The organism is Rhodococcus sp. SB1D (assembly GCF_048573875.1).
Taxonomy (GTDB): Bacteria; Actinomycetota; Actinomycetes; order Mycobacteriales; family Mycobacteriaceae; genus Rhodococcus_F; species Rhodococcus_F qingshengii.
This window is the reverse complement of sequence record NZ_JBMAIQ010000009.1, coordinates 19,995-42,030: the sequence shown is the minus strand read 5'-3', so window position 1 is coordinate 42,030 and position 22,036 is coordinate 19,995. Positions and strand designations below refer to the sequence as shown.

Sequence of the window (22,036 nt, the reverse complement as noted above, 5' to 3'; positions counted from 1 at the left end):
ACGCGTAGGCGCCGCCGAGAATACTTGCAGCGCCCCACCCTGCCGCGTCGAAAACCATAGTGGTGGAAACCGCCCCAGCCGCGCTGCCCAACGAATAGAACACCATGTAACTACCGATGATCTGCCCGGACGATTCCGGTGTGTTCGCGACGATCAGATTCTGGCTCGTGACGTGAACAGCCTGCACGGCAAAGTCCAACGCAACAACACCGACTACGAGTAACACCAGCGAGTGCGTCGCCCGCGCGTTGAATACCCACGACAGCAAGAGAACGACCAACGATGCCCCGGTGACGCGTTGCGCTTTGCCTTGATCGGCCCACCGACCGGCACCGACCGCGCCCAATGCTCCAACCAATCCTGCGATTCCGAAGAGCCCGATCTGTGTGGTCGACAACCGCCATGGTTCCTCACTCAACGGCAGGGCCATTCCGCTCCACAAAGCACCAAAGGACGCGAAAAGGAACAAGGCGATCAGGGCCCGGGTGCGAAACAGTCGGTTCGTAAGCGTCAACGTCACGACAGACCCCATTGCACGCACGTACGAACGCCTATCGTGTTGCAAACGAGGATCTTTCGGCAGCATCGTCAGCGCGACGGCCGCGACCAGTACCGAAATGAAAGTGGATCCCGCGTAGACCGCCCGCCAGCCTGCCAGATCCGCAACTGCGCCGGCGACAGTCCGAGCGAGGATGATGCCGACGACAACGCCGCTGGTGATGACACCGATGTTTGCGCCCCGCTCGTCCGGGTCACTGATTGCCGCAGCATAGGCAACTATGACTTGAACAACTACCGAGAACGTGCCTGCGACCGCCATCCCGATCAACAGCTGCAGATTCGTGGTGGCCAGAGCAACAAGCATCGTTCCCGTTGCAGCAGCGACGATCTGGATTGCGATCAATTTCTTTCGATTCACGAGATCGCTCAATGGCACCAACACGATCAACCCCACCACATAACCGAGTTGGGCGAGTGCGACTACGAAACCGAGGCCGGCCGGAGGAATGGAAAGATCCGAGCCTATTTGCCCGAGGAGCGGCTGTGCGTAGTAGATGTTGGCTACCGAGACCCCGCAGAGCACTGCGAGCAACAGGCGAAGTCCGCGAGACATTTTCAACTTGCCCCGCGCGTTCTCGACAGCATGACGTGCAGTCACTTCCACCTCAACTTGGTTGCGTTTTGATACCATTTGGAGGTTACGTCAATACAGTTTCAAAACGCAACCAATGAGGAACTCGATGCCGGATCGCGCACAATGGACGGACCCGCACTGCCCGACGGCCCGAGCGGCCGACATCATCGGCGACAGATGGTCGCTGCTGATCGTGCGTGACGCCTTCGACGGGTCATCGAGATTCAGTCAGTTTCAACGAAACCTGGGCATCGCAAAGAACATTCTCACGGACAGGCTCAAAGTCCTTGTCGAGCAGGGAATCTTCGAAGTCCAACCGAACGCGCAAGGTACCCGCAACGAGTACATCCTGACCGAACGCGGTATGGATCTGTTCATCGTGATCATTAGCCTGCGACAGTGGGGAGAGCGCCACGCCTTCGATGACGGTGAGCCACACTCGATCTTGATCGACGACACCACGGGCGATCCGGTTCCCAGGCTTCGACTGATCAACACACGGAATATCGACCTGGACCCTACAAGTACACATGTGGAGAAGGTCGAGGAAGGTTGACCCGCAACTCGCCAGATTGACAGATGGGCGCACATGATTCGAAGTACGCGCATACTCCGACCATGACTGTCGATCTCGAGTTCTCCTGGCCGCAGTTTCTCTGGATTGCATTCATCTTCGTCGGCGTGCCCGCAACTATCGGCGCGAGCATCATCTGGACAATCTGGCGTTCGGAACGAACTGGCCTGGAGCACTCCACGACCGCCCTCGGCGGCGGGCACACGGGATCGGGCTCACTCGGACTGTGGCGCACCGGCCTGTTGGCCTTTGCACTGGGCTTTCTGTCTTGTGTGGGCTGGCTCAGCTGGTCAGCCGACTACAAAGGCGGATTCCGCGGCCCCGGCCTGCCTGCCCCGACACAGTTCCCCACCTGGCAGGTCGTCGCCTGTGGACTGACAGTGATTCTGGCGTGTTTCGGTTCCGCACATTGCTCGCGATGGATGAAGGCGGGCGGTATGACGGCCGCTGCCGGCACTGCTGCAGGATTCACCACAGCATTCAGCATCGACGCCAGTGCCGATGTCACCGGACAGGCAGGCGTGGGCGTCGCACTGTCCACAATCGGATGGGGCCTCACCCTTACCGCACTGATGCTTCTGCGCGGCAAGTGGTCGCGACGAGGATGAATCATTGCCGGATCATCCATACTCCGAGTAAAGAATTCGATAAGCGGACCTAACACGTTTTGAAATTCATTAAGAAGAAAATCGATTCCAGATACAGGATCGCCTGATTGCCGAACCTCCACGAGATCCTCGAAAAATATGAGACAGAAGCCTTATCGCTTCCGTGCCAACCCTTTGACGCATGCGGATCATAATATTCTTCGAACATCACGCGGAAGTGCACACAAGTCTGTGACTCACGGCATTATCCGATTTATCACGGGAAATCGTGATAAATCATCACCGTCTCTGAACTGCAACAACGCCTTAAGTTACAGATTCAACTAGTTCCAAACCATAGGGTTTCTTCCTTTTTCTCGGCGTCTCGATTCCGTAATGCTTGACATCGAATTGTCTTTCGTTCTCAATGAGCGATGTCAACTGACGATGATGCATCTCAGTGCATCAACGCAGTAATTCCGCTATCGAATCCAGTGAAGGGACCAGCCGCGAAATGACGGTTGCCGAGAGCTTGAAAGATAGGAATCTGTACTCCAACCTCAGGCGTGCTGCTGATTTGAGCAACCCATTCTGGGATCGCGCAGTCAGTGAGGGTCTGGCCGATATCACCGCCGATCGCGTCGCAGGTTTCGAACACCGGACGATCCAAGGATACGAATTCGAGAACTTCTCCACGTACTCGTATCTGGGGCTCGACACCGACGACCGAATTCGTTCGGGTGCGATCGCCGCTCTCGAGCGCGAACGAACGTTGAACAGTTCCATCTCGCGGATGAGAGTCCACTCCAGCCTTCTCGACGACACAGAGGCCGCGTTGAGCGAACTGCTTGACGCACATGTGCTCACCCTCGGATCCGCCGCAAACGCTGCGTGGAGTTTGCTCCCCCTCGTTGCGTCCGGGTTGCTCACCGGCGGTGAACCTCCTTTCATGGTGTTCGACAAGAACGCACACTTCTGCCTCAATGCGATGAAGGCGAGCGTCGCCGACGAAACGACGATCGTGACCATTCGGCACGACGACGTCGATGAACTCGAAAGTCTTTGCCGAACAAATTCTCAGGTGGCATACGTGGCGGACACCGTCTACAGCACAGGCGGGAAGGCGCCCCTGAACGAACTGTTTGCATTACAGGCCAAATACGGACTGATTCTCGTTCTCGACGAGGCGCACAGCACCTCGGTCATCGGACACAACGGGCGTGGCGCGGTCCTGGATCTCATCGGCAGCCTCAATGATCGAACATTCTTGCTGACATCACTGAACAAGGGATTCGGTGCTTCCGGCGGTGCGATCGCACTCGGTCGGAACGGGGGCAGTCGAAATCGTGATCTCGCACTTCGCTACGGCGGCCCGCTGACGTGGTCGCAGCGTGTGAACGTAGCCGGGCTGGGTGCTATTGCGGCGTCCGTGGAGCTCCACCGCAGCGGAGAGGTCGACAAGCGGCAGCGGCAACTCCGCACGGTTGTCGAACTGTTCGATTCGCTCGTCGACACGCCGGCATCGGGCGATGGACTCCCGATCCGCTTCGTCACGCTCCACGAGGAAGAACAAACCATCACCGCAGCACAGAAACTGCTGGCTAGCGGTTTCTACACATCGGCGGTCTTCTTCCCTGTCATCGGCCGGGGCAAAGCCGGGCTGAGACTGATGCTTCGGGCGGACCTTCCACATGCAACGATCGAGCGCTTCGCCGACGTCCTACGAAGTGTCACGGAATGAGCGACGACCGCACTGTCGCAGTGACACCGCTGGCTTGTGCCGTCGTGTTGACAGCACAAATGGCCACGACCATCTACCTCCCTTCACTGCCGAAGATCGCGACGGATCTGGGCATCGAAGATTCCGTGGTGAAGTGGTCGGTGACACTCTTCGTGATCAGTGCCGCACTTCCGGTGGTCGTGTGGGGGCGGTTGGCAGATCGACTCGGACGCAGGACGGCACTGTTGTCCAGCTTGGTATTGTTCGTGATCGCCTGCATTGCATTGGCTTTGGTCCAGAGCGCCGCCGTACTACTGATCGGCCGGATCGTTCAAGGCATCGGAGCAGGAGGTGCGGCCATCATCGTGCGAATGATGGTGAAGGACAAGTTCACCGGTTCGGAGTTGGCTAGCCGCTTGTCGCTGTTGTCGATGGCATTTGTGGTGGCACTGGGCGGTGGCCAACTGATCGGCGGCGCTCTTGCGTCGTTCACCTCGTGGCGAACCGGCTTCGGCGTGCTCGGAGTACTCGGAGCAGCACTCGCTGCGGTGGCACTGAGGACCGAGAACACCACAGTCCGCGACAACAACGAACGCGTTGTTCGGTGGAATGCCATAGTCCTGACACCCCAGTTCTACAAACCAGCCATTGCGGGGGGCCTGGGTTTCGGCGCGATAGTCCTTGTGCAGCAATCGAGCCCCTTCCTGTTCAGCGATCGATTCGACTTGCAACCGTGGGCATTCGGAGCCTTCGGAATCCTCTACGGAACCGCCTACTTCAGCGGCGCGCTTTACGTCAATCGAAGGGCCACAACCGTCGGTTCAGAGAAGTTGATGCGTCGAGGTGCGCTGTGCATGCTGCTTGCCGGCCTCGTCCTCATGCTCTGCTGGTATCCCCCACTCGGTTCCACGCCGTTGCTCGCGGTCTTCCTGCTCGGATACATCGCACTGACATTTGGGCAATCGCTTCTCTTCCCGAACTCGGCAGCATCAGCAGTGACGCATTTTGCTGAAGGCGGAGCCATCGCCGTCGCGTACTGCGGACTCGTACAGCAGGGAATTGCCGGCATCGCCTCTGTAGTCGGACCTCTCGCATCCGATGAGCGCGTGTGGTCGGCAATCGTCGCACTGATCACTGCAGCAGCGACTGCGCTCGTATTCTCCCTCCGCACAGCTTCCTCCGAACCGACAGTAGGTACGTCCCATGCCCGTCATTGAACGCACCGCACAACTCGACCCCGGTACCCGCGAGCAAAACTTACTGGCATACAAGGAAATTCGCGAGCGAGTTGCGGACGCGCAACACTTGTCCGTTCACGGGGCACCCGAGCGGTCGGTCGCCAAGCACCGGGCTCGCGGCAAATTGCCCGCTCGCGAACGCATCGATGCTCTTCTCGACGTGCAGTCCCCGTTCTTCGAGATCGGACAACTGGCCGGATTCGAGGTGTACGACGAGCAACTCCCGTCGGCTGGTCTGGTCACGGGCGTAGGGCTCATCCGCGGCTCACTCTGCGCCATCTTCGCGAACGACGCCACCGTCAAGGGCGGCACCTACTACCCGCTGACCGTCAAGAAGCAACTGCGATTGCAATCCGTCGCTCGTCGGCTGAGGCTGCCGTGTGTCTATCTCGTCGATTCCGGAGGTGTTTTCCTTCCGATGCAGGACGAGATCTTCCCCGACGAGCACCATTTCGGCGAGATGTTCAAGAACATCGCCGAAATGTCGGCAGACGGCATCGTTCAGATCGCAGCAGTCATGGGTTCCTGCACGGCTGGAGGTGCATACATCCCAGCGATGTGCGACGAGACCGTCATCGTCCGCGGTACCGGCACCGTCTATCTGGGCGGCCCTCAGTTGGTCAAGGCTGCAACCGGTGTCGACGTCGAACCGCAAGAGCTCGGCGGCGCCGACGTGCACGGGGTGATCAGCGGCGTCGTCGATCACATCGCCAACGACGACATCGAGGCTCTGAGCATGATCGCCGACATCGTCGCCCGCGGTGATCGACGGGAGGTACGGGCGCCGTCACGATCTCCGCGACCACCTCTTCACTCCCCCGAGCAGCTCGACACGGTGATCCCGGCTTCCTCGAAAACCCCGATCGTCGCGCGCGACGTTCTGGCCCACCTGCTCGATGCCAGCGAATTAGTCGAGTACCGAGCGAATTACGGCCGAACCATCGTCTGCGGGACCGGCCACATCGAGGGGTACACCGTCGGGGTCATCATGAACGACGGTGTGCTCTTTTCGGAGGACTCCCTCAAGGCCGCGAACTTCGTCGAACTGTGCTCACAACGAGACATCCCATTGTTGTTCCTGCACAACGTCAACGGATTCATGGTCGGGAAGCAGTACGAGGCGGAAGGTATCGCCAAACACGGCGCGAAACTGGTCAATGCCGTCGCCTGCGCCAGGGTTCCCAAGCTCAGCATCGTCATCGGCGGAAGCTACGGGGCGGGAAACCTCGCGATGTGCGGACGCTCGATAGGTCCTGACTTCATGGCCGTGTGGCCGAACGCGAAGACCACCGTGGTCGGTTCCGAGCAAGCAGCGTCGGTGATGGCATTGATGAAGATCGAATCTGCGCGCACACGCGGAACTCCGCTCACGGAAGAGGAAATCGAGGAAATCAAACGGCCGATACGCGAAGGTTACGACCGGCAGGGCGAGTCGGTGTACGTCGCATCCAGGCTATGGGTTGACGCGATCGTCGACCCGGTCGACACGCGATCCTGGGTTTCACTCGCGCTGTCCATGCTTCCCCGCAATCACGGAACAACGCGCTTCGGCGTCTTCAGGATGTGAGAACATGACTCGACTTCTCATCGCCAATCGGGGTGAAATCGTCACGCGCATCGCGCGCACGGCCCGTCGTCTCGGCATGTCGGTAGTGACGATCTCCTCCCCCGTCGATTCACACGCACAGTGGCATCGCCTCGCCGATCACACCGTGCTTCTGGACGGAGACATCCCCTCGGAGTCCTACACCGATTCGGATCAAATCATTGCGGCCGCGCTGGCCGCGGATTGCGATGCCGTGCACCCGGGTTACGGATTCCTCTCCGAAGACTCCGATTTCGCTGAAGCCGTCGTCGCTGCAGGTCTGACATTCGTCGGTCCGGCCGCTGAATCCATCGCTCTACTCGGAGACAAGGCAAGAGCGAAGAAGGCCGCCGCTGACGCCGGCATCCCGACTCTCACCGCGTGGGGCGAGGCAAGCGCCGATCCCGATACCGTCCTCGGTCACGTTCGATCTCTCGACGTGCCGGTGCTGCTGAAACCGGTGTTCGGGGGCGGCGGCAAGGGGATGGTTCGACTACATCCGGGTGATGACGCACGAGAGGTCATCACCTCTGCAATCGGTTTGAACGAAAGGAACTTCGGCCGCGGCGACCTGATGATCGAAACGCTGGTGGAGCGTCCGCGTCACATCGAAGTTCAGGTCCTCTTCGATTCCTTCGGTACAGGAGTTCACTTCTTCACCCGTGAATGCTCCCTACAGCGTCGGAACCAGAAGATCATCGAGCAGGCACCGGCAAGTTCTGTCCCCGAATCGGTCCTGGGAGCCATGCAGCACGACGCTCTGCGACTACTCGGAGGCGTCGGCTACGTGAATGCGGCAACCGTCGAATTTCTGGTTGACGCCGAAAACCGCTACTACTTTCTCGAAGTCAACACGCGCCTACAAGTCGAACACACGGTCACCGAGGAAGTGACCGGCGTCGATCTCGTCGAACTGCAACTCGACATCGCCCTCGGCGCCCGTTTGCCGTTACAGCAGCGCCATATCGCGCTGCGGGGTTTCGCGGTGCAAGCCAGAATCTACGCCGAGGATCCGTCGAACGGGTTTCGGCCCGCACCTTCACATTCCGTGGACATAGCCTGGCCGTCGGGGGTTCGCATCGACAGTGCTTTCGAGGGTGCCGGCAGCATTCCGCCGTTCTACGATCCGATGATCGCAAAGGTCATAGCAAGCGGTCCGACGCGGTCAACCGCACTGGAATCATTGGACCGAGCTTTGGCCGACTCGAGTTACTTCGGTGGAACCTCGAATATCGGTTTCCTCCGACTTCTCTTGGCGACACCGGCTGTGCGCGCGGATGACATTCACACTTCCTTCGTCGACGAGCACCTCACTCGGTTGATCCCGGATTCTGCAGAGCTCCAGGCCACCGCCGCTGCTGTTGCGATGGTGTGGACTTCCGTCGAGGAACAATCGCCGGTCACCGGGTCGTCATGGACCGGCCCCCACGGACTACATCGAGAGACATTGCGCAAGGTGGGATCCGACCCGATCGGACGCGAACTCATTGCCGATGGCCGCGTCGTGCCGACAACCGTCATCTCACAACGAAGCAACCACTGGATTGTCGCCGCCGACGGCCGGAACATTTCGGTGGTCGTCAGGGGTGGAACCGACGAAGTGACACTCAGCCTGGTCGCCGATGGTTTGACAACCACCGCTGGGCGCCTCGGAGTCGGCACCGGTACATGGGTGTGCGTTGGTGGCTGGACCGTGAAGGTGGACGAGAAAGTCTATACAGCAAAGGATTCCGATCTCAGCGACGGAGAGATCACATCGAAGATGCCGGGAACCGTGCTGGCAGTGCTGCAGACTGGAACGCGGGTGTCGGAAGGTGATGTCGTCGCGGTCGTAGAAGCAATGAAGATGGAGACTGCCCTTCGTGCTTCCTCACCCGGAATCGTCTCGACGGTGACAGTAACGGTGGGAGATGTCATCGATGCCGGACAAGTGCTGGCAGCCGTGGCGCCATGAGTAAAGATTGCCACGATCTTATCCCTTTTTTGACTGAAGCAATTGTTACACAATATCTTTCATGTCAGAAGCAGGGGGAATCGAGCGTCGCGCAGTCATTGTTTCCGCAACCGAACTCCGCGAACTCATTCGTTCCGATCGGACGCTCGTCGTCGTCAACGTGGTACGAGACAACAGCGAGGGCGGAGCCGGAATCATTACTGCGCCGCAGTCCATCACATTGTCGATCAACGACTTTCAAAGCAGTGGCGGCGGGACTGACGGGAATCGACCGCTGCCAGACCTCGACGCATTCGGAAGAACACTGAACGATCTGAAAGTATCCGCCGATGCTCACATCGTGGTCTACAGTTCGCACAGCCCCCTGCTTGCGGCCCGCGCGTGGTTCACGCTTCGCTGGGCAGGACGTTCAGTGCGGTACTTGGACGGCGGATCGTCCGGATGGGTTACAGCCCGGAAACGCATATCGACAAACGATTCGATTCCCGTACCACCTTCCACCACTAGCACGACACTCGCCGACGCAGAAGACGCCCTGCGCGCGGCATCGGCCGGCAGATTGCTCGACGCCCGAGGATCGAGCAGTTTCCGCGCCGGCCACATCCCCGGATCTATCTCAGCGCCGGCAACTGACCTACTCGACGACAACGGATTCCTACTTCCCGACCGCGAGTTACGAGAATACTTCCACCAGTTCGGAATAGAGCGTGGTGCCACCGTCGTGTCCTATTGCGGCGGCGGAGTTGCCGCGTCGCACAACGCACTGGCGCTTGCAGCGGTCGGCATCAGCTCCGCGGTCTACGTCGCGTCGTGGTCGGGGTGGAGCGCCGACCCCGAACGACCCGTCTCCACTGACATCCATCACACACCAAGGAATCCGGACCAGCGATGACACGACAGATGATCCTCGGCGCCTACATGGTCTTTCCGAGTATGCACAGTGCCGGAATGTGGCGGCATTCGTACTCGGAGAATGCCTTCGAGGACAGAGCGCTCTACGAGCGATACGCGCAAGCAGCGGAACGAGCAAAATTCGACCTGATACTGATACCTGAGCGTGTGCACTACGTCGACGGCCACACCAAATACGGTCTGCTGACCGGCTTTCAACATGATCCGACGCAGTTGGCTGCAGTGGTGGCCGGCGCAACAAATCGTATCGGTCTCGGCGTAACCCTTTCGGCAAGCTTCAACAGCCCGTACAACCTGGCGAGAACTCTGGGCAGCCTCGACATACTCAGCGGTGGGCGCGCGGCCTGGAACATCGTGATGACGGCACCCGGCCCGGCTAACGACAACTTTCCCGAAGTCGATCGGCTTCCGAGAGAAGAACTGTACGAGCGCGGCGACGAAGTTCTCGAAGCAACCACCGCACTCTGGTCGTCGTGGGACGGCGACGCCGTATCGGCCGATCGCGACAGCGGAATCTACGCAGACACAAGCAAGATTCACGCGGCCGACTACAAGGGCAAATACTTGTCGGTGCAGGGTCCACTCACCTTGCCACAATCACCTCAGGGCCGCCCGGTCTTCATCCAGGCAGGTGAATCTGTGAGAGGGCGCGAATTCGGTGGGCGGTGGGCAGATCTGGTCTTTGCGATCGACCCGTTGGAGGAAGATCTTCGAGCGAAGCGCAAGGCAATTCGCGGCTACGCGGAAGAGGCCGGACGCGACCCTGATTCGGTGCGCCTCGTCGCCGCTGTGCAACCGATAGTCGGCGAGACGACGAGCATCGCGAAGGAACGGCAGGAGTACCTGCGATCCTTGATCCATCCGGATGCGGCAATCGAGTGGGTCTCCCACTCCGCAGGACTAGACTTGTCGCAGTTCGATCCGTCCACTCCGATCGCCGAAGTTCTCAACCGCGGTAGTGGCCCCTCGCGTCGATTGGCACGCCTGATCGAATCCCGAAATCTCACCATCGCCGAAACCGCAGAGTTGTTCGCGCGCAATGATCTCACTCCCGAGATTGTCGGCTCGCCGCAAGAAGTGGCGGACGAGTTGACGCACCTCTTCGAATCGGGAGCAGCTGACGGTTTCATCCTGACCGCTACCCACTTCCCCAGGGGGCTCGACGACTTCGCGAGTTCCGTCGTGCCACTTCTGCAAGATCGGGGCGTGTTCCGGCGCGAATACACCGGAACGACCCTGCGGTCCCACATCTTCGACACCACTCGCACTTCCCCACGATGAACGGAACTCAGCCCATGACGACGTCGCGGCTTTCATCCATACCGATCCGAGTCGCCATCCTGGCGTCGACGCTTGCAGTTGCAACCGGCTGCAGCACTGCAACGCCAGCTGCGAGCGCCGACTCCGAGCCCGTGTCAGGGGGCGATCTGACCTTTGCGATCAATACGTTTCCACCGTGCATCGACAAGACCCTGAACGGTCAAACTGCTACGGCATTCCATCCACTCTACGACAAACTCGTCGACCAGAACCTCGAGACCGGGGAGATAGTGCCTTGGTTGGCGACGTCCTGGGAGGTCCAGAACGACGGTCGACGATTCGTCTTCGCTCTGCGGGACGGCGTGACCTTCAGCAACGGCGAGCGTCTGGATGCGCAGGTTGTCGCGGACAACTTCGAAAGCCAGAAGAGACTGGGAGACAGTGGCTTCGCGACCACTGCGAAGTCACATCTCGCAAACTTCACTGGAGCGGAGGTACTCGACGCTTCCACTGTCGCACTCAATTTCTCGGAACCGTCAGCGGGCTTCCTTCAAGCCGCCCGCTCCGACACGCTCGCCATCATCGCACCGGAATCGTTGAAGAAGACGCCCGAAGAACGCTGCGCCCAGGGCGTTATCGCTTCCGGCCCGTTCGTACAGAAAGAACTGGAGACCAACGCGAAGGTCGTACTCGCTCGTCGGGACGGGTACCACTGGGGATCCTCACTCAACAAGAACAAGGGAGAGGCCTATCTGGATTCGATCACCTTTTTGGTGGTCCCCGAATCCTCGGTGCGAATCGGCGGTTTGACGTCAGGACAACTGGACGCCGCGATCGACATTCCGAGCACAGACGTCGACCGGGCAGAAGGCGCCGGACTCACTGTCATCCCGTCCCTTGCTGCCGGCATCAACGACTCGCTCTTGCTCAACCCCACGTTCGCGCCGGTACTTGCGGACCTGAACGTGCGGCGTGCTTTGGTGAAGGGCATCGATACCCAGCAGATCATCGACACCACCTACACACCGAGTGACGAGAAAGCGCGAAGCATCTTGTCGGTGAAAGCGCCCGGTTACACCGATCTGTCGTCCGAGTACACCTATGACCCGTCGGGTGCGAAGTCACTGCTGGACGCCAGTGGATGGACAGTCGGCGGTGACGGATTCCGAACCAAGGACGGTGAGAAACTGACCGTCGAATTGGCCTACCGCAACCACCTCCCCCAATCGCAGTTCGAACTGATCCAATCTCAGCTGCGCGACATCGGAGTTGCAGTGAACTTGCAACCTCGCTCGACTGCCGAGGACAACGCCGCGAGAACCGACGGCACATGGGAATCGATCTACTTCCAGAGCTTGCGCGCCGACGGTGACGTACTGCTGGTGTTCAGTCCCACTCTCGGCTCGACCAAAGGCATCGCCTCGACTCCGGAGCTGAATGCATTGCTGGTCAAACAATCTCAGACCGTAGACGTCGATGCGAGAAACGGAGTGTTGAAGGAGATTCAGGAACTGATTGCCGATCAGGCACTGGCGATCCCGTTGCACGCCTCTTCGCTGATCTACGCGACGACTCCCGCGGTTCACGACCTGCGCATCCAAGCCGATCTCTACTCGGTGGACTTCGTGGATGCGTGGAAGAGCTAGCCCACACTTCGTGATCTCGACAACCTGCTTCGACAAACCCTCTTCCCGGAAGGAACCCGATGTTCACCCGTCCTCGCACCGCAACGCTTCTGATCTCTACCCTGGCCACAGTTACTCTCCTGGGTACCGCTTGCGGAAGCCCAGATGAAGAATCGACCGGGCAACACTCCGGTGCAACAACATCCAGTATCAACTTGTCGGCCGAGCAGAACCGCATCAGCACCGACAAGGTTGATTCGATCGCAGCGAAGGTCCCTCAGGAGTTCCGCGACCGGGGCACGATCCGAATCACCGGCAACGCTGGAACCGCTCCACCGTTGCGCTTCTATGCCGACGACGACAAGACTGTCATCGGTTCCGAGACCGACTTCGCGTATTTGATTGCAGAGGTGCTCGGGCTGAAAATCGACCTTCAGGTCGCGGATTGGGCGCAGAATTCGGTGCGGATCGATTCGGGAGACGCAGATGCGTTCATCTCCAACGTGACGGTCACCGAAGAGCGCAAAGAGAAATACGACTTCGCGACGTACCGCCTCGACACTCTCGCGTTCGAGGTCAGAAAGGACAGGAATCTCTCACTCGAGAAGCCGGAAGACATCGCCGGACTGAAGATCGGAGTCGGCGCTGCCACCAATCAGGAGGCGTTGCTGGTGAAGTGGAATGAGGACAACCTCGCAGCTGGGCGTGCTCCCGCTGAAATCACCGTGTACCAGAAGACCACTGACTACTACCTGCCGCTGTCTTCCGGTCGAATCGACGCTTACTTCGGCCCCAACCCGTCATCGCAGTTTCACGCTGCACAGTCTGGCGAGAACGAAGTGATCGGTCAGTTCTCCGGAGCCGGTGAGGCCGCGTTGGGCCAGATCGGTGTACTGGTCAAGAAAGACAACGGCTTGGTACAACCGATCAGCGAGGCGATAGATCATCTCATCGAAAACGGCACATACGAGCAAGTTCTCGAGCGATGGAAGATCACCAACGAGGCAGTCGACAAGTCGCTGGTCAATCCCCCTGGCCTCCCGAAGACGAACAAATAGGAAAGGCGCACTCTAACTCGTCGCGGGGCGACTATTTCAGTCTGAACCGCGAGATCGACGGCGGACCATCGTATGCCTCGCCCGCCCCGTCGACCCGAGACCGTGCGCAGCGTGCTCCACCGGCTGCATCGCTTCATCGAAGGACACGCAGCACCAGCTGTCTCCAAGATGATTCGAATGCTGAACTGGGAAGAACGCAGCAAGACAATGGAATCCGACCCAGGTTGTCAATCGAGTGCTAGCTTGGAGTTCCCGATTCAGGTCAGAGCAGGAGCTTCATCCATGAAACTGGCAGAGGCACTGGCGCTACGAAGTGACACCACTCGCAAGGTTGCGCACTTGCGCGAGCGGATCGTCGACAATGCACGCCACCAGGAGGGAGAAGTTCCCGCCGAAGACGCCGCCGTCCTTCTCGAAGTGCTGACGTCAACTCTGAGCGAACTCGAACGGTTGATGCGCGCGATCAATCGAACCAATGCGCAGGCGATCCTCGGAAACGGCACTGTCACAGATGCACTCGCCCATCGAGATGTGCTGCGTCTGAGACACTCTGCAGTCAATGCCGCTGCGGACGCCGCGTCCGGGCGCGAAGAGCGAGGTTACGGTCGTCAACTCCGATCAGAATTGGTCTATGTCGCGGCAGTCCCCGTCACCGAACTTCGGGCAATCGCGGACGACCTCGCCCGCGAGATTCGCGAGGTCGATACACAGATTCAACGAACGAATTGGGAGGTGGATCTGATCGAGTAAGCACGGCAGCGTTGGAGCAGGTAGTCGTTCGGCGAAGCGAGCACACACCGCGACCGGCGGTCTATCCGGTCACCTCTGAGCGCGGCGGGCAGCGCACCTACACATTGCAGCCCTGCACGTCGTACAGGTAAAAGTGCACTACGCACACATCACCACCACGTGCTGATCGTCGATAGACGAGGGCGGGTTCGGGGCATCCAGCACTGTCGGCGACTACAGGTCGGTGCGTCTCCGATTGGGATGCAGGATGCACCTCAGTAGCGCGAATAGTGCTGCATCTCCTCGCGATCTGCAGCGCAGATGCACTTTCGATCGAGACCGCGGTCGGCAGTCACTGCGCAGAAGCGAACCCCGAGCGGATCGTGGGATTCCATACTGTGCTGACACGCCGGGCAGATCGACGGTGTTTTCTGATCCTCGTCAGTCGACTCGGATTGCCCTCGTGCATTCGACACATCGGACGGGTTCGACGCCATACAGGCGCTCCAGTTCTCGGCCGTTCGACCACAGACCGGGTTGGCGTCGAGGACGACATGGCTTGACCGCGCATATTCGAATGACCCTCGACGTACCCCACGCTACTCGCTTCGGCACACCGGTTTGTACCAATTTCTGCCCACGCGACAATCCCGGTCGAGCAGGATAGAACTACTGCACGCACCATTTCCGTGCAGGATTCGAATTCGTGCAGCATTCGTCGTGAAAGGGCTTCTCGTGAACACTTTCCAACGTGTATCCGCCGCCGTGAACGTAGTGGTCCAACCACTGATCGGCGCTCCGATCGTAGGCAAACTACTGGGCCGTTCCATGACCGTCATCACCTACGTCGGACGCAAGTCCGGTCGCACCTTCAGCGCGCCCGTGTCCTACAAACGAAAAGGCGACCATGTGACGATCGGCGTTGCCATGCCGGACAAGAAGAGTTGGTGGCGCAATTTCTACCCGGAACAAGGTCCGATCGTTCTCCAACTGGACGGTATCGATCGCCCCGGCGAGGCACTCGCACACCGAAAAGGCAAGGGTGTCTACGTCTCCGTCGAACTCGCTCCCGTCGACTGAGCGGATCGAACAGCCACCGGTGCAATCACATTCAGCTCACACCCACCGCCTCACGAGATCTGGGTGATTCAGATCTCGTGACGGTCGGGACCTTTGACTCTGTGCAATCGAGACTCGGTCTCGCACCCTTCGACGCGGGTTTTTTGTCGACCATCGGTCGGACAACCCGATCCTGTCGGGACATTACCGTCCGGTAACATCGACGGCAGGCGTGAGCTGGAAGAGGTGACCACCGTGACGATCGGCATCTATCTGGTCGACGACCACGAGATCGTCCGTCGTGGATTGGCAGACCTGTTGAATCAGGTACCGGGATTCAACGTTGTTGGCGAGGCGTCGTGTGTTCGCGAAGCCTCGGCCGGAATACCCGAATGCCGACCCGACGTGGTTGTCATGGACGTCAGACTTCCCGACGGTAACGGCGTGGAACTGTGCCGAGAACTGGCGTCGACCTACCCGAGCGCCGCCACTTTGATGCTCACGTCGTACTCCGACGACGACGCACTGCTCGACGCCCTGATCGCCGGCGCACGAGGATTCGTCCTCAAGAACATCCGCGGCCACGACCTGGTGTCGGCGATCCGCACGGTTGCTACCGGCAAGTCGCTGTTGAACACCCAGGCGGTGATCGGTTTGGTCCGGCGCATCCGGTCCGAACAGGAGTCGGGTACTGCGGCAGCCCTGTTGACCGATCAGGAGCTCTTGATCTTCGAGTTGATCGGCAAGGGACTGAGCAATCGAGAGATCAGCTCGCACGCAGAACTCTCGGAGAAAACAGTCAAGAACTACGTCTCACGCATCCTCGAGAAACTGGGTCTCGAACGTCGAACGCAGGCCGCAGTTCTGGCGACAAAGCTTCGTGCGGGCACTTCGCACCCGGATCCTTCCGGCCAGGCGACCACTCACCTGCTGACGCCGTCCGGCTCGCCCTTCTCCGCCACCACGGGCACGCACCATGCCAGGTAGCCGCGACGCGCTCATGCTCAGCCTTTTCGGCGACATCGCCGGAAGCGCGGAGCTGACTGCTCTCAACCCGACTGCAATTCCCAAACTGCTCAGTGCCGTGTTGACCGTCGGGTCCACACTCCAGCTCGACGAAACCCTGCAACAGATAGTCGACGTCGCGCGACATCTCCTCGAAGCGGACTACGGCGCGCTCGGCGTGAAATCCCCCGACGGACGCTTGTCCCGATTCATCCACTCCGGTTTGACTCAGGGGCAGGTTGCCAAAATCGGGCATCTTCCCGAAGGACACGGCCTGCTGGGCCTGGTCGTTCGAGAACCGTGCCCGGTTCGAACCGACCGAATCTCCTCGCATCCGTCCTCGGCAGGGTTTCCGACCAATCATCCGCCGATGGACACGTTTCTCGGTGTTCCGATCTTCGTCAGGGGCGAGGTGTTCGGCAGCATCTACCTCGCGGACAGCTCGGAACGGACTGCATTCGACGACCGCGACGAGGCTGTACTCCAGATTCTGGCAAATGCTGCGAGCATCGCCATCGACAATGCGCGTCTGTTCGAGGAATCCCGGACGCGAGAAGCCTGGCTCAAGGCCGTCGCCGCCGTCAATGCACGTCTGCTCAGCGGCGGATCCCGCGACGAGACGCTATCGGAACTGGTTCGGACGACGCGGCACCTCACGGATGGAAATCTTGTGTGCGTCGTTCGCTACGACCTCGGCAGAGAGCCGGTAGTCCACGTCGCCGATGCTGCTGATTCCCAGCCTGTCCCCGCGACCGGATCAGCCGTCGATCTGTCCGGGACCGTGATCGACGACGCTGCGCGGAGCCGGCGGCCGATCTCTGCACCACATGGCAGTTCCGTTCCGGCACTGAATGTTTCCGGCGACGAATCAGTGGTCGCACTCCCCCTCTCCGGGACCTCGTTCGGCGGCGGTGTTCTCTTCGCGTCACGCCGCAGCAACCGCCCGTGGGGAGTGGACGAGATCGAGCAACTGACGGCGATGGCAGACATCGCTTCTGTCACTGTCGAATTCGCAGAACAGCAACGGAAAGAAAGACTGGTCGACGTCCTCGAAGATCGCGACCGAATCGCGCGGGATCTCCATGACCACGTCATCCAACAGCTGTTCGCCACCGGGTTGAGTTTGCAGGGGGTGCTGCAACGTCCAGGCGACGAGGACACCGTTCGAACCGTATTGGACACCTCTGTCGATCAACTCGATCGAACAGTCCGTGAAATCCGCACCGCAGTCTTCGACCTCCATACGAGCGAGATGTCTACTCCCACAAGCCTGCGGCGGCGACTACTCGATGCCGTCAACGGTCTGTCCGGCCACTCGTCGATCACTCCCAGCGTCACTTTCGAGGGAACCATCGACAGTTCCGTCCCGTCTCGACTTGCCCCGCACGCCGAAGCCGTTGTGCGCGAGGGCTTGAGCAACGCTCTGCGGCATGCACATGCCGATGCCATCGACGTCACCATCCGGGCCACCGAGGAGCTTGTCATCAGCATCGTCGACGACGGTGTGGGAATCGACCAGGCAACCAGAATCCACGGTCTCGACAACCTGGCGACCCGCGCTCGTCAGTGCGGAGGCTCGAGCAACATCACCAGCGAGAACGGTGTCACCGAACTGGTGTGGCGTGTTCCGCTGAGCCCCAGGCGAAGTCCGTTGCCGATCCAGCATCGTTGAGCGTCAGAGCGGATCCAGTTGGGCCTTGAGCAGGCAGAACTCGTTACCTTCCGGATCGGCCAGGACATGCCATTGTTCGTGCCCTGTCTGGCCGATGTCGGCCGGCCGCGCACCAAGACTCAACAGGCGTTCCAGTTCGGCCTCCTGATCGCGATCGGTGGCGTTGACGTCGATATGCAGGCGGGGCTTACCCTTCTCCGGTTCGTCTCTGCGACTGAGGATGATCGTCGGCTGCGGACCGCCGAACCCTTCGCGTGGGCCGATCTCCAACGAACCGTCGTCCATTCGATCGAGCACGACGAAGTCCAGGACCTCGCACCAGAACCGGCCCAGCACCTCGGGTTCCCGGCAACCGAGCACCAGTTCACTGATACGACATGCCATGACCATCTCGCTTTCTTTCCGCTCGTGAAGACAACTCTCTCGACCGTACCGGACCACGTGATCTACGCCATGCCTCTGTTCCGATCCTAGGGACCTTTTCCCCTCGTCCAAGTTCCCGGTCGCCACGATCATTGCGTTATGTTCCACAGTCCCAGGCATTCTCGGTCTTTCGTCACGTCGATGTGCGTAGGCGGCCGTCGTGGTTGATCTAGCGCCCCGGCCGGTCGGTGAGGTCGATTCCCCCGCCGATGCAATTCCCCGAACCGCTCCGAAGGGTTCGAAACTGGTCGAGATCCTCAGGACCACCGATCACAAGATGATCGGTCTGATGTACATCGTGACTTCGTTTGCCTTCTTCTTGATCGGCGGACTGATGGCACTACTCATGCGCATGGAATTGACCGTTCCGGGAATGCAATTCCTGTCCAACGAGCAGTACAACCAGTTGTTCACCATGCACGGCACGATCATGCTCCTGCTGTACGCGACCCCGGTATTCTTCGGATTCGCCAACTACCTCATGCCACTGCAGATCGGGTCGCCGGACGTGTGTTTCCCGCGACTCAACGCCTTCAGCTACTGGCTCTATCTCTTCGGCGGCCTGATCGCGTCCGCCGGATTCGTAACACCTGGTGGTGCGGCAGATTTCGGCTGGACCGCCTACGTACCGCTCACCAGCGAACTCCACTCCCCCGGCATGGGCGCCGACCTGTGGATCATCGGTCTCGCTCTCGGTGGCGTCGGCACCATCCTCGGCGCAGTCAACATCGTTTCGACGATCGTCTGCCTGCGCACCCCGGGTATGACGATGTTCCGCATGCCGATCTTCACGTGGAATGCGCTGGTCGCCAGCATGCTGATCCTCCTCGTTTTTCCGCTGCTCGCTGCTGCCTTGATCGGACTGTGGGTGGACCGGCACCTGGGAGCGCACCTGTTCGACCCCGCCACCGGTGGAGTCATGTTGTGGCAGCACCTGTTCTGGTTCTTCGGCCATCCCGAGGTCTACATTCTGGCGCTGCCGTTCTTCGGCATAGTCTCGGAGATCTTCCCCGTCTTCAGCCGCAAGCCGATCTTCGGATACACCGGATTGGTCTACGCAACATTGGGAATTGCTGCACTGTCGATCGCTGTGTGGGCGCACCACATGTACGCAACCGGCGCCGTTCTCCTCCCCTACTTCTCGTTCATGACCTTCCTGATCGCAGTTCCCACCGGAGTCAAGTTCTTCAACTGGATCGGCACCATGTGGAAGGGGCAGTTGACTTTCGAATCGCCCATGCTGTTCTCCGTCGGCTTCCTGGTCACATTCCTGTTCGGCGGACTCTCCGGCGTCATCCTTGCCAGCCCGCCCTTGGACTTTCATGTCACCGACTCGTACTTTGTTGTCGCGCATTTCCATTACGTCCTCTTCGGGACAATCGCGTTCGCGACATACGCCGGAATCTACTTTTGGTTCCCGAAAATGACCGGCCGGATGTTGGACGAGAAGCTCGCCAAGATCCATTTCTGGTTGACCCTGATCGGCTTTCACGCAACATTTCTCGTCCAGCATTGGCTCGGCGCCCAGGGCATGCCTCGGCGGTACGCGGACTACCTGCCATCGGACAATTTCACTCTTCTCAACACGATCTCGACCATCGGCGCGTTTGTGCTCGGAGCCTCGACGATTCCGTTCATCTGGAACGTTTTCAAGAGCTACCGGTACGGCCGAATTGTGACCGTCGACGATCCTTGGGGCTTCGGAAACTCGCTCGAATGGGCGACGTCCTGCCCACCACCGCGACACAACTTCACCGAACTCCCCCGAATCCGCAGTGAGCGGCCGGCATTCGAACTGCACTACCCCCACATGGTCGAAAGAATGCGCGACGAGGCGCATGTCGGACTGCTTGGTCACAAGTCGGTTTCCGACGTGAGAACTGAGGTGAAACAACATGAATGACGGCACGAAGCACCGAGCCTGGGCAGAAAAGCAGCACCACGAACGCCGAGCGAAACCCGGCCATCTCCTCGCCCCGTTGCTCGTGCTCATGTTCGCTGTCACGACGCTCGTGTGGTTGCCCCTGACGACTGCCGCGTGCTCGATAGTCGTCGCAGGATTGCTGTTCGGCACTGTCCTGCAAGCTAGTTCGCGTTCAACAGACACAGCTCGAGGAGTTCACGATGAAGCCCGAACTATCGACTGATCTCATCACCTCGGAGTGGTCCGCGGACGGAGCGGTGGTCGTGTGCATCGACGGATCCCCGGTGCGCCCCGACGTGATCACGTGGGCGGCTGAGTTCGCACATCGCCACGGTCTCTGGATGCGAATCGTTTTCGTAGCTCCGAGCGCCGATCTGAACACCTCGGCATCGCCGACCGGCCTGTTCATGGAGGCCATTCAGATCGCCGAGTCGGTGTCGCCAGATCTTCGGATCCGGACCGATCTGATCTCCGGGGAAAACACCGCAATCCTCACCGCGTTGACGTCCGAGGCCGCCTTGATCGTCGCAACACAGGACGATCCCGCCGCACCTGGACCGACATGTTCGTTCGCAAGAGTCGGAACACCGCGTGAAAGCAGCGCTGCGGCAGCCTTGCCGGTTGTCGTCGGTTTGGACGGAAGCGCCTACAGCGAAAGCGCTCTGGCCATCGCATTCAAGGAAGCAGAGGCAGCGAACACCGAACTGGTCGTCGTGCACGCAGCGCCGCCAGAGGCCGAGCTGCGTCGAGACTTCGCATCCGGGCACTCGCCCCAGCACTCGACGCCGCTGACGTGGCAACTGTCGGGTTGGGCCACGCTCTACCCTGGCGTCGCAATCCGTCAGATCGAGTTCGACGGCCCCTCGGTTGCCATTCTTGAACAACTCTCCACCGAGGCACGGCTTCTCGTCGTGGGTCGGCGTGGGCGAGGCTCGTTCGACGACACCGCTCTCGGCACCACGAGCAGTGCGATGATTCGAAAAGCACACTGCCCGGTCATCGTTGCCAGCGAAGCCTGAATCAGATCGTCACCCGGTCAGAAGCCGTAACTGTGGATGGGTGCGAGCTGACCGGAGTGATGGGCTTCGATTACGAAACGCTCGTGGTCGACCAACTTCTCCGGGAGTTCGTCAACCGGCCACCACCGCAGATCTGCAGATTTCAACGGCTCCATCCGGCGTGGTTCACCCGACCACGTGCGGCATTCGTAGAAGAAGTCCACTCGATGATCCACCGGTTCGCTCCCGTCCGCGTGGCGGCGATGCAACACGGTCAGCGGCTTCAGTTCCGAGGAAAGCAACTCGACACCAAGTTCTTCCGCAGCCTCCCGAACGGCAGCGTCGATCGCCGACTCCCCCAGTTCGACGTGGCCCGCAGCAGCGTGAGCCCAGTATCCGTCCATGAATCCCGTGCCCTCGCGCAATTGCAGCAGCACCTCGCGCCGTTGTACCGGGTTGCTTCGACAGAACAGCACGTACACCGCTGGTACCAGCGCAAATTGATCGGCCACACGACCACGCTATCGTGCGCGTGAAATGACGGCGCCCCGCGAGAACAAGCTCGCGGGGCGTCGTCG

General features: G+C 59.9%; 20 protein-coding genes and 1 pseudogene. 17 read left to right on the top strand and 4 right to left on the bottom strand.

Annotated features, from left to right (window positions below; genetic code table 11):
• Positions 1-16: 16 nt before the first annotated feature.
• Positions 17-1,114: pseudogene (locus ACN50D_RS19920) on the bottom strand (MFS transporter); the annotation flags it as partial.
• A 127-nt stretch (positions 1,115-1,241) separates the two neighbouring features.
• Between ACN50D_RS19920 and ACN50D_RS19915 the strand changes: the two are divergent.
• The 11 genes from ACN50D_RS19915 (at position 1,242) to ACN50D_RS19865 (ending at position 14,398) form a co-directional block, all read left to right on the top strand.
• Complete coding sequence (locus tag ACN50D_RS19915; protein ID WP_007726458.1) at positions 1,242-1,691, top strand: winged helix-turn-helix transcriptional regulator; 450 nt, start codon at positions 1,242-1,244, stop codon at positions 1,689-1,691.
• A 23-nt stretch (positions 1,692-1,714) separates the two neighbouring features.
• The gene (locus ACN50D_RS19910) at positions 1,715-2,317 is read left to right on the top strand and encodes a hypothetical protein (RefSeq protein WP_212633934.1); all 603 of its coding nucleotides are present in this window, start codon (positions 1,715-1,717) and stop codon (positions 2,315-2,317) included.
• Between the two features lie 493 nt (positions 2,318-2,810).
• Positions 2,811-4,037, top strand: coding sequence for an aminotransferase class I/II-fold pyridoxal phosphate-dependent enzyme (locus tag ACN50D_RS19905; RefSeq protein WP_065352034.1), 1,227 nt, complete (start codon positions 2,811-2,813; stop codon positions 4,035-4,037).
• Positions 4,034-5,233, top strand: a complete 1,200-nt coding sequence (locus ACN50D_RS19900) for an MFS transporter (protein ID WP_054187583.1) — start codon at positions 4,034-4,036, stop codon at positions 5,231-5,233. Before ACN50D_RS19905 ends, ACN50D_RS19900 begins: the two co-directional genes overlap by 4 nt.
• Positions 5,220-6,821 carry a carboxyl transferase domain-containing protein gene (locus tag ACN50D_RS19895; RefSeq protein WP_003943673.1) on the top strand — a complete coding sequence of 534 codons (1,602 nt, stop codon included), beginning with the start codon at positions 5,220-5,222 and terminating at the stop codon, positions 6,819-6,821. Before ACN50D_RS19900 ends, ACN50D_RS19895 begins: the two co-directional genes overlap by 14 nt.
• A gap of 4 nt (positions 6,822-6,825) precedes the next feature.
• A complete protein-coding gene (locus tag ACN50D_RS19890) occupies positions 6,826-8,793 on the top strand; it encodes an acetyl/propionyl/methylcrotonyl-CoA carboxylase subunit alpha (RefSeq protein ID WP_212633933.1) in 1,968 nt (655 codons plus the stop codon).
• 61 nt (positions 8,794-8,854) lie between these two features.
• Positions 8,855-9,685: a sulfurtransferase gene (locus ACN50D_RS19885; RefSeq protein WP_065352031.1), complete on the top strand. Its 831-nt coding sequence runs from the start codon at positions 8,855-8,857 to the stop codon at positions 9,683-9,685.
• Positions 9,682-10,986, top strand: a complete 1,305-nt coding sequence (locus ACN50D_RS19880; protein ID WP_007726446.1) for an NtaA/DmoA family FMN-dependent monooxygenase — start codon at positions 9,682-9,684, stop codon at positions 10,984-10,986. The genes ACN50D_RS19885 and ACN50D_RS19880 overlap by 4 nt, the downstream gene beginning before the upstream one ends.
• Before the next feature lie 14 nt (positions 10,987-11,000).
• On the top strand, positions 11,001-12,611 hold the full coding sequence (locus ACN50D_RS19875) for an ABC transporter substrate-binding protein (protein ID WP_198165730.1): 1,611 nt from the start codon (positions 11,001-11,003) through the stop codon (positions 12,609-12,611).
• A gap of 59 nt (positions 12,612-12,670) precedes the next feature.
• Complete coding sequence (locus ACN50D_RS19870) at positions 12,671-13,648, top strand: ABC transporter substrate-binding protein (protein ID WP_212633932.1); 978 nt, start codon at positions 12,671-12,673, stop codon at positions 13,646-13,648.
• A gap of 282 nt (positions 13,649-13,930) precedes the next feature.
• The gene (locus ACN50D_RS19865; protein WP_054187602.1) at positions 13,931-14,398 is read left to right on the top strand and encodes a DIP1984 family protein; all 468 of its coding nucleotides are present in this window, start codon (positions 13,931-13,933) and stop codon (positions 14,396-14,398) included.
• A 254-nt stretch (positions 14,399-14,652) separates the two neighbouring features.
• Here the strand turns inward: ACN50D_RS19865 and ACN50D_RS19860 are convergent, their stop codons facing one another.
• The gene (locus ACN50D_RS19860) at positions 14,653-14,874 is read right to left on the bottom strand and encodes an RGCVC family protein (RefSeq protein ID WP_003941442.1); all 222 of its coding nucleotides are present in this window, start codon (positions 14,872-14,874) and stop codon (positions 14,653-14,655) included.
• A 238-nt stretch (positions 14,875-15,112) separates the two neighbouring features.
• Between ACN50D_RS19860 and ACN50D_RS19855 the strand changes: the two genes are divergently transcribed.
• The 3 genes from ACN50D_RS19855 to ACN50D_RS19845 all read left to right on the top strand — a co-directional run bounded on the left by ACN50D_RS19855 (position 15,113) and on the right by ACN50D_RS19845 (position 18,113).
• Entirely contained in the window at positions 15,113-15,457 is a 345-nt protein-coding gene (locus ACN50D_RS19855; protein WP_037129595.1) for a nitroreductase/quinone reductase family protein, read from the top strand.
• A 234-nt stretch (positions 15,458-15,691) separates the two neighbouring features.
• On the top strand, positions 15,692-16,423 hold the full coding sequence (locus tag ACN50D_RS19850; RefSeq protein WP_042925689.1) for a response regulator transcription factor: 732 nt from the start codon (positions 15,692-15,694) through the stop codon (positions 16,421-16,423).
• Positions 16,413-18,113 carry a GAF domain-containing protein gene (locus ACN50D_RS19845; protein WP_064114281.1) on the top strand — a complete coding sequence of 567 codons (1,701 nt, stop codon included), beginning with the start codon at positions 16,413-16,415 and terminating at the stop codon, positions 18,111-18,113. The genes ACN50D_RS19850 and ACN50D_RS19845 overlap by 11 nt, the downstream gene beginning before the upstream one ends.
• A 3-nt stretch (positions 18,114-18,116) precedes the next feature.
• On the opposite strand, the gene ACN50D_RS19840 is transcribed toward ACN50D_RS19845, so the two are convergent.
• Positions 18,117-18,497: a VOC family protein gene (locus tag ACN50D_RS19840; RefSeq protein ID WP_007726436.1), complete on the bottom strand. Its 381-nt coding sequence runs from the start codon at positions 18,495-18,497 to the stop codon at positions 18,117-18,119.
• Between the two features lie 199 nt (positions 18,498-18,696).
• Between ACN50D_RS19840 and ctaD the strand changes: the two genes are divergently transcribed.
• From ctaD to ACN50D_RS19825, 3 genes are read left to right on the top strand one after another with little or no spacing between them, the layout of a single operon-like run.
• Complete coding sequence (gene ctaD / locus ACN50D_RS19835) at positions 18,697-20,439, top strand: cytochrome c oxidase subunit I (protein WP_212633931.1); 1,743 nt, start codon at positions 18,697-18,699, stop codon at positions 20,437-20,439.
• Entirely contained in the window at positions 20,432-20,683 is a 252-nt protein-coding gene (locus ACN50D_RS19830; RefSeq protein WP_076948770.1) for a hypothetical protein, read from the top strand. The genes ctaD and ACN50D_RS19830 overlap by 8 nt, the downstream gene beginning before the upstream one ends.
• Positions 20,661-21,479, top strand: a complete 819-nt coding sequence (locus tag ACN50D_RS19825; RefSeq protein ID WP_064114278.1) for a universal stress protein — start codon at positions 20,661-20,663, stop codon at positions 21,477-21,479. Before ACN50D_RS19830 ends, ACN50D_RS19825 begins: the two co-directional genes overlap by 23 nt.
• 17 nt (positions 21,480-21,496) lie before the next feature.
• Here the strand turns inward: ACN50D_RS19825 and ACN50D_RS19820 are convergent, their stop codons facing one another.
• Positions 21,497-21,970, bottom strand: a complete 474-nt coding sequence (locus ACN50D_RS19820) for an NUDIX hydrolase (RefSeq protein WP_064114277.1) — start codon at positions 21,968-21,970, stop codon at positions 21,497-21,499.
• Positions 21,971-22,036: the final 66 nt, after the last annotated feature.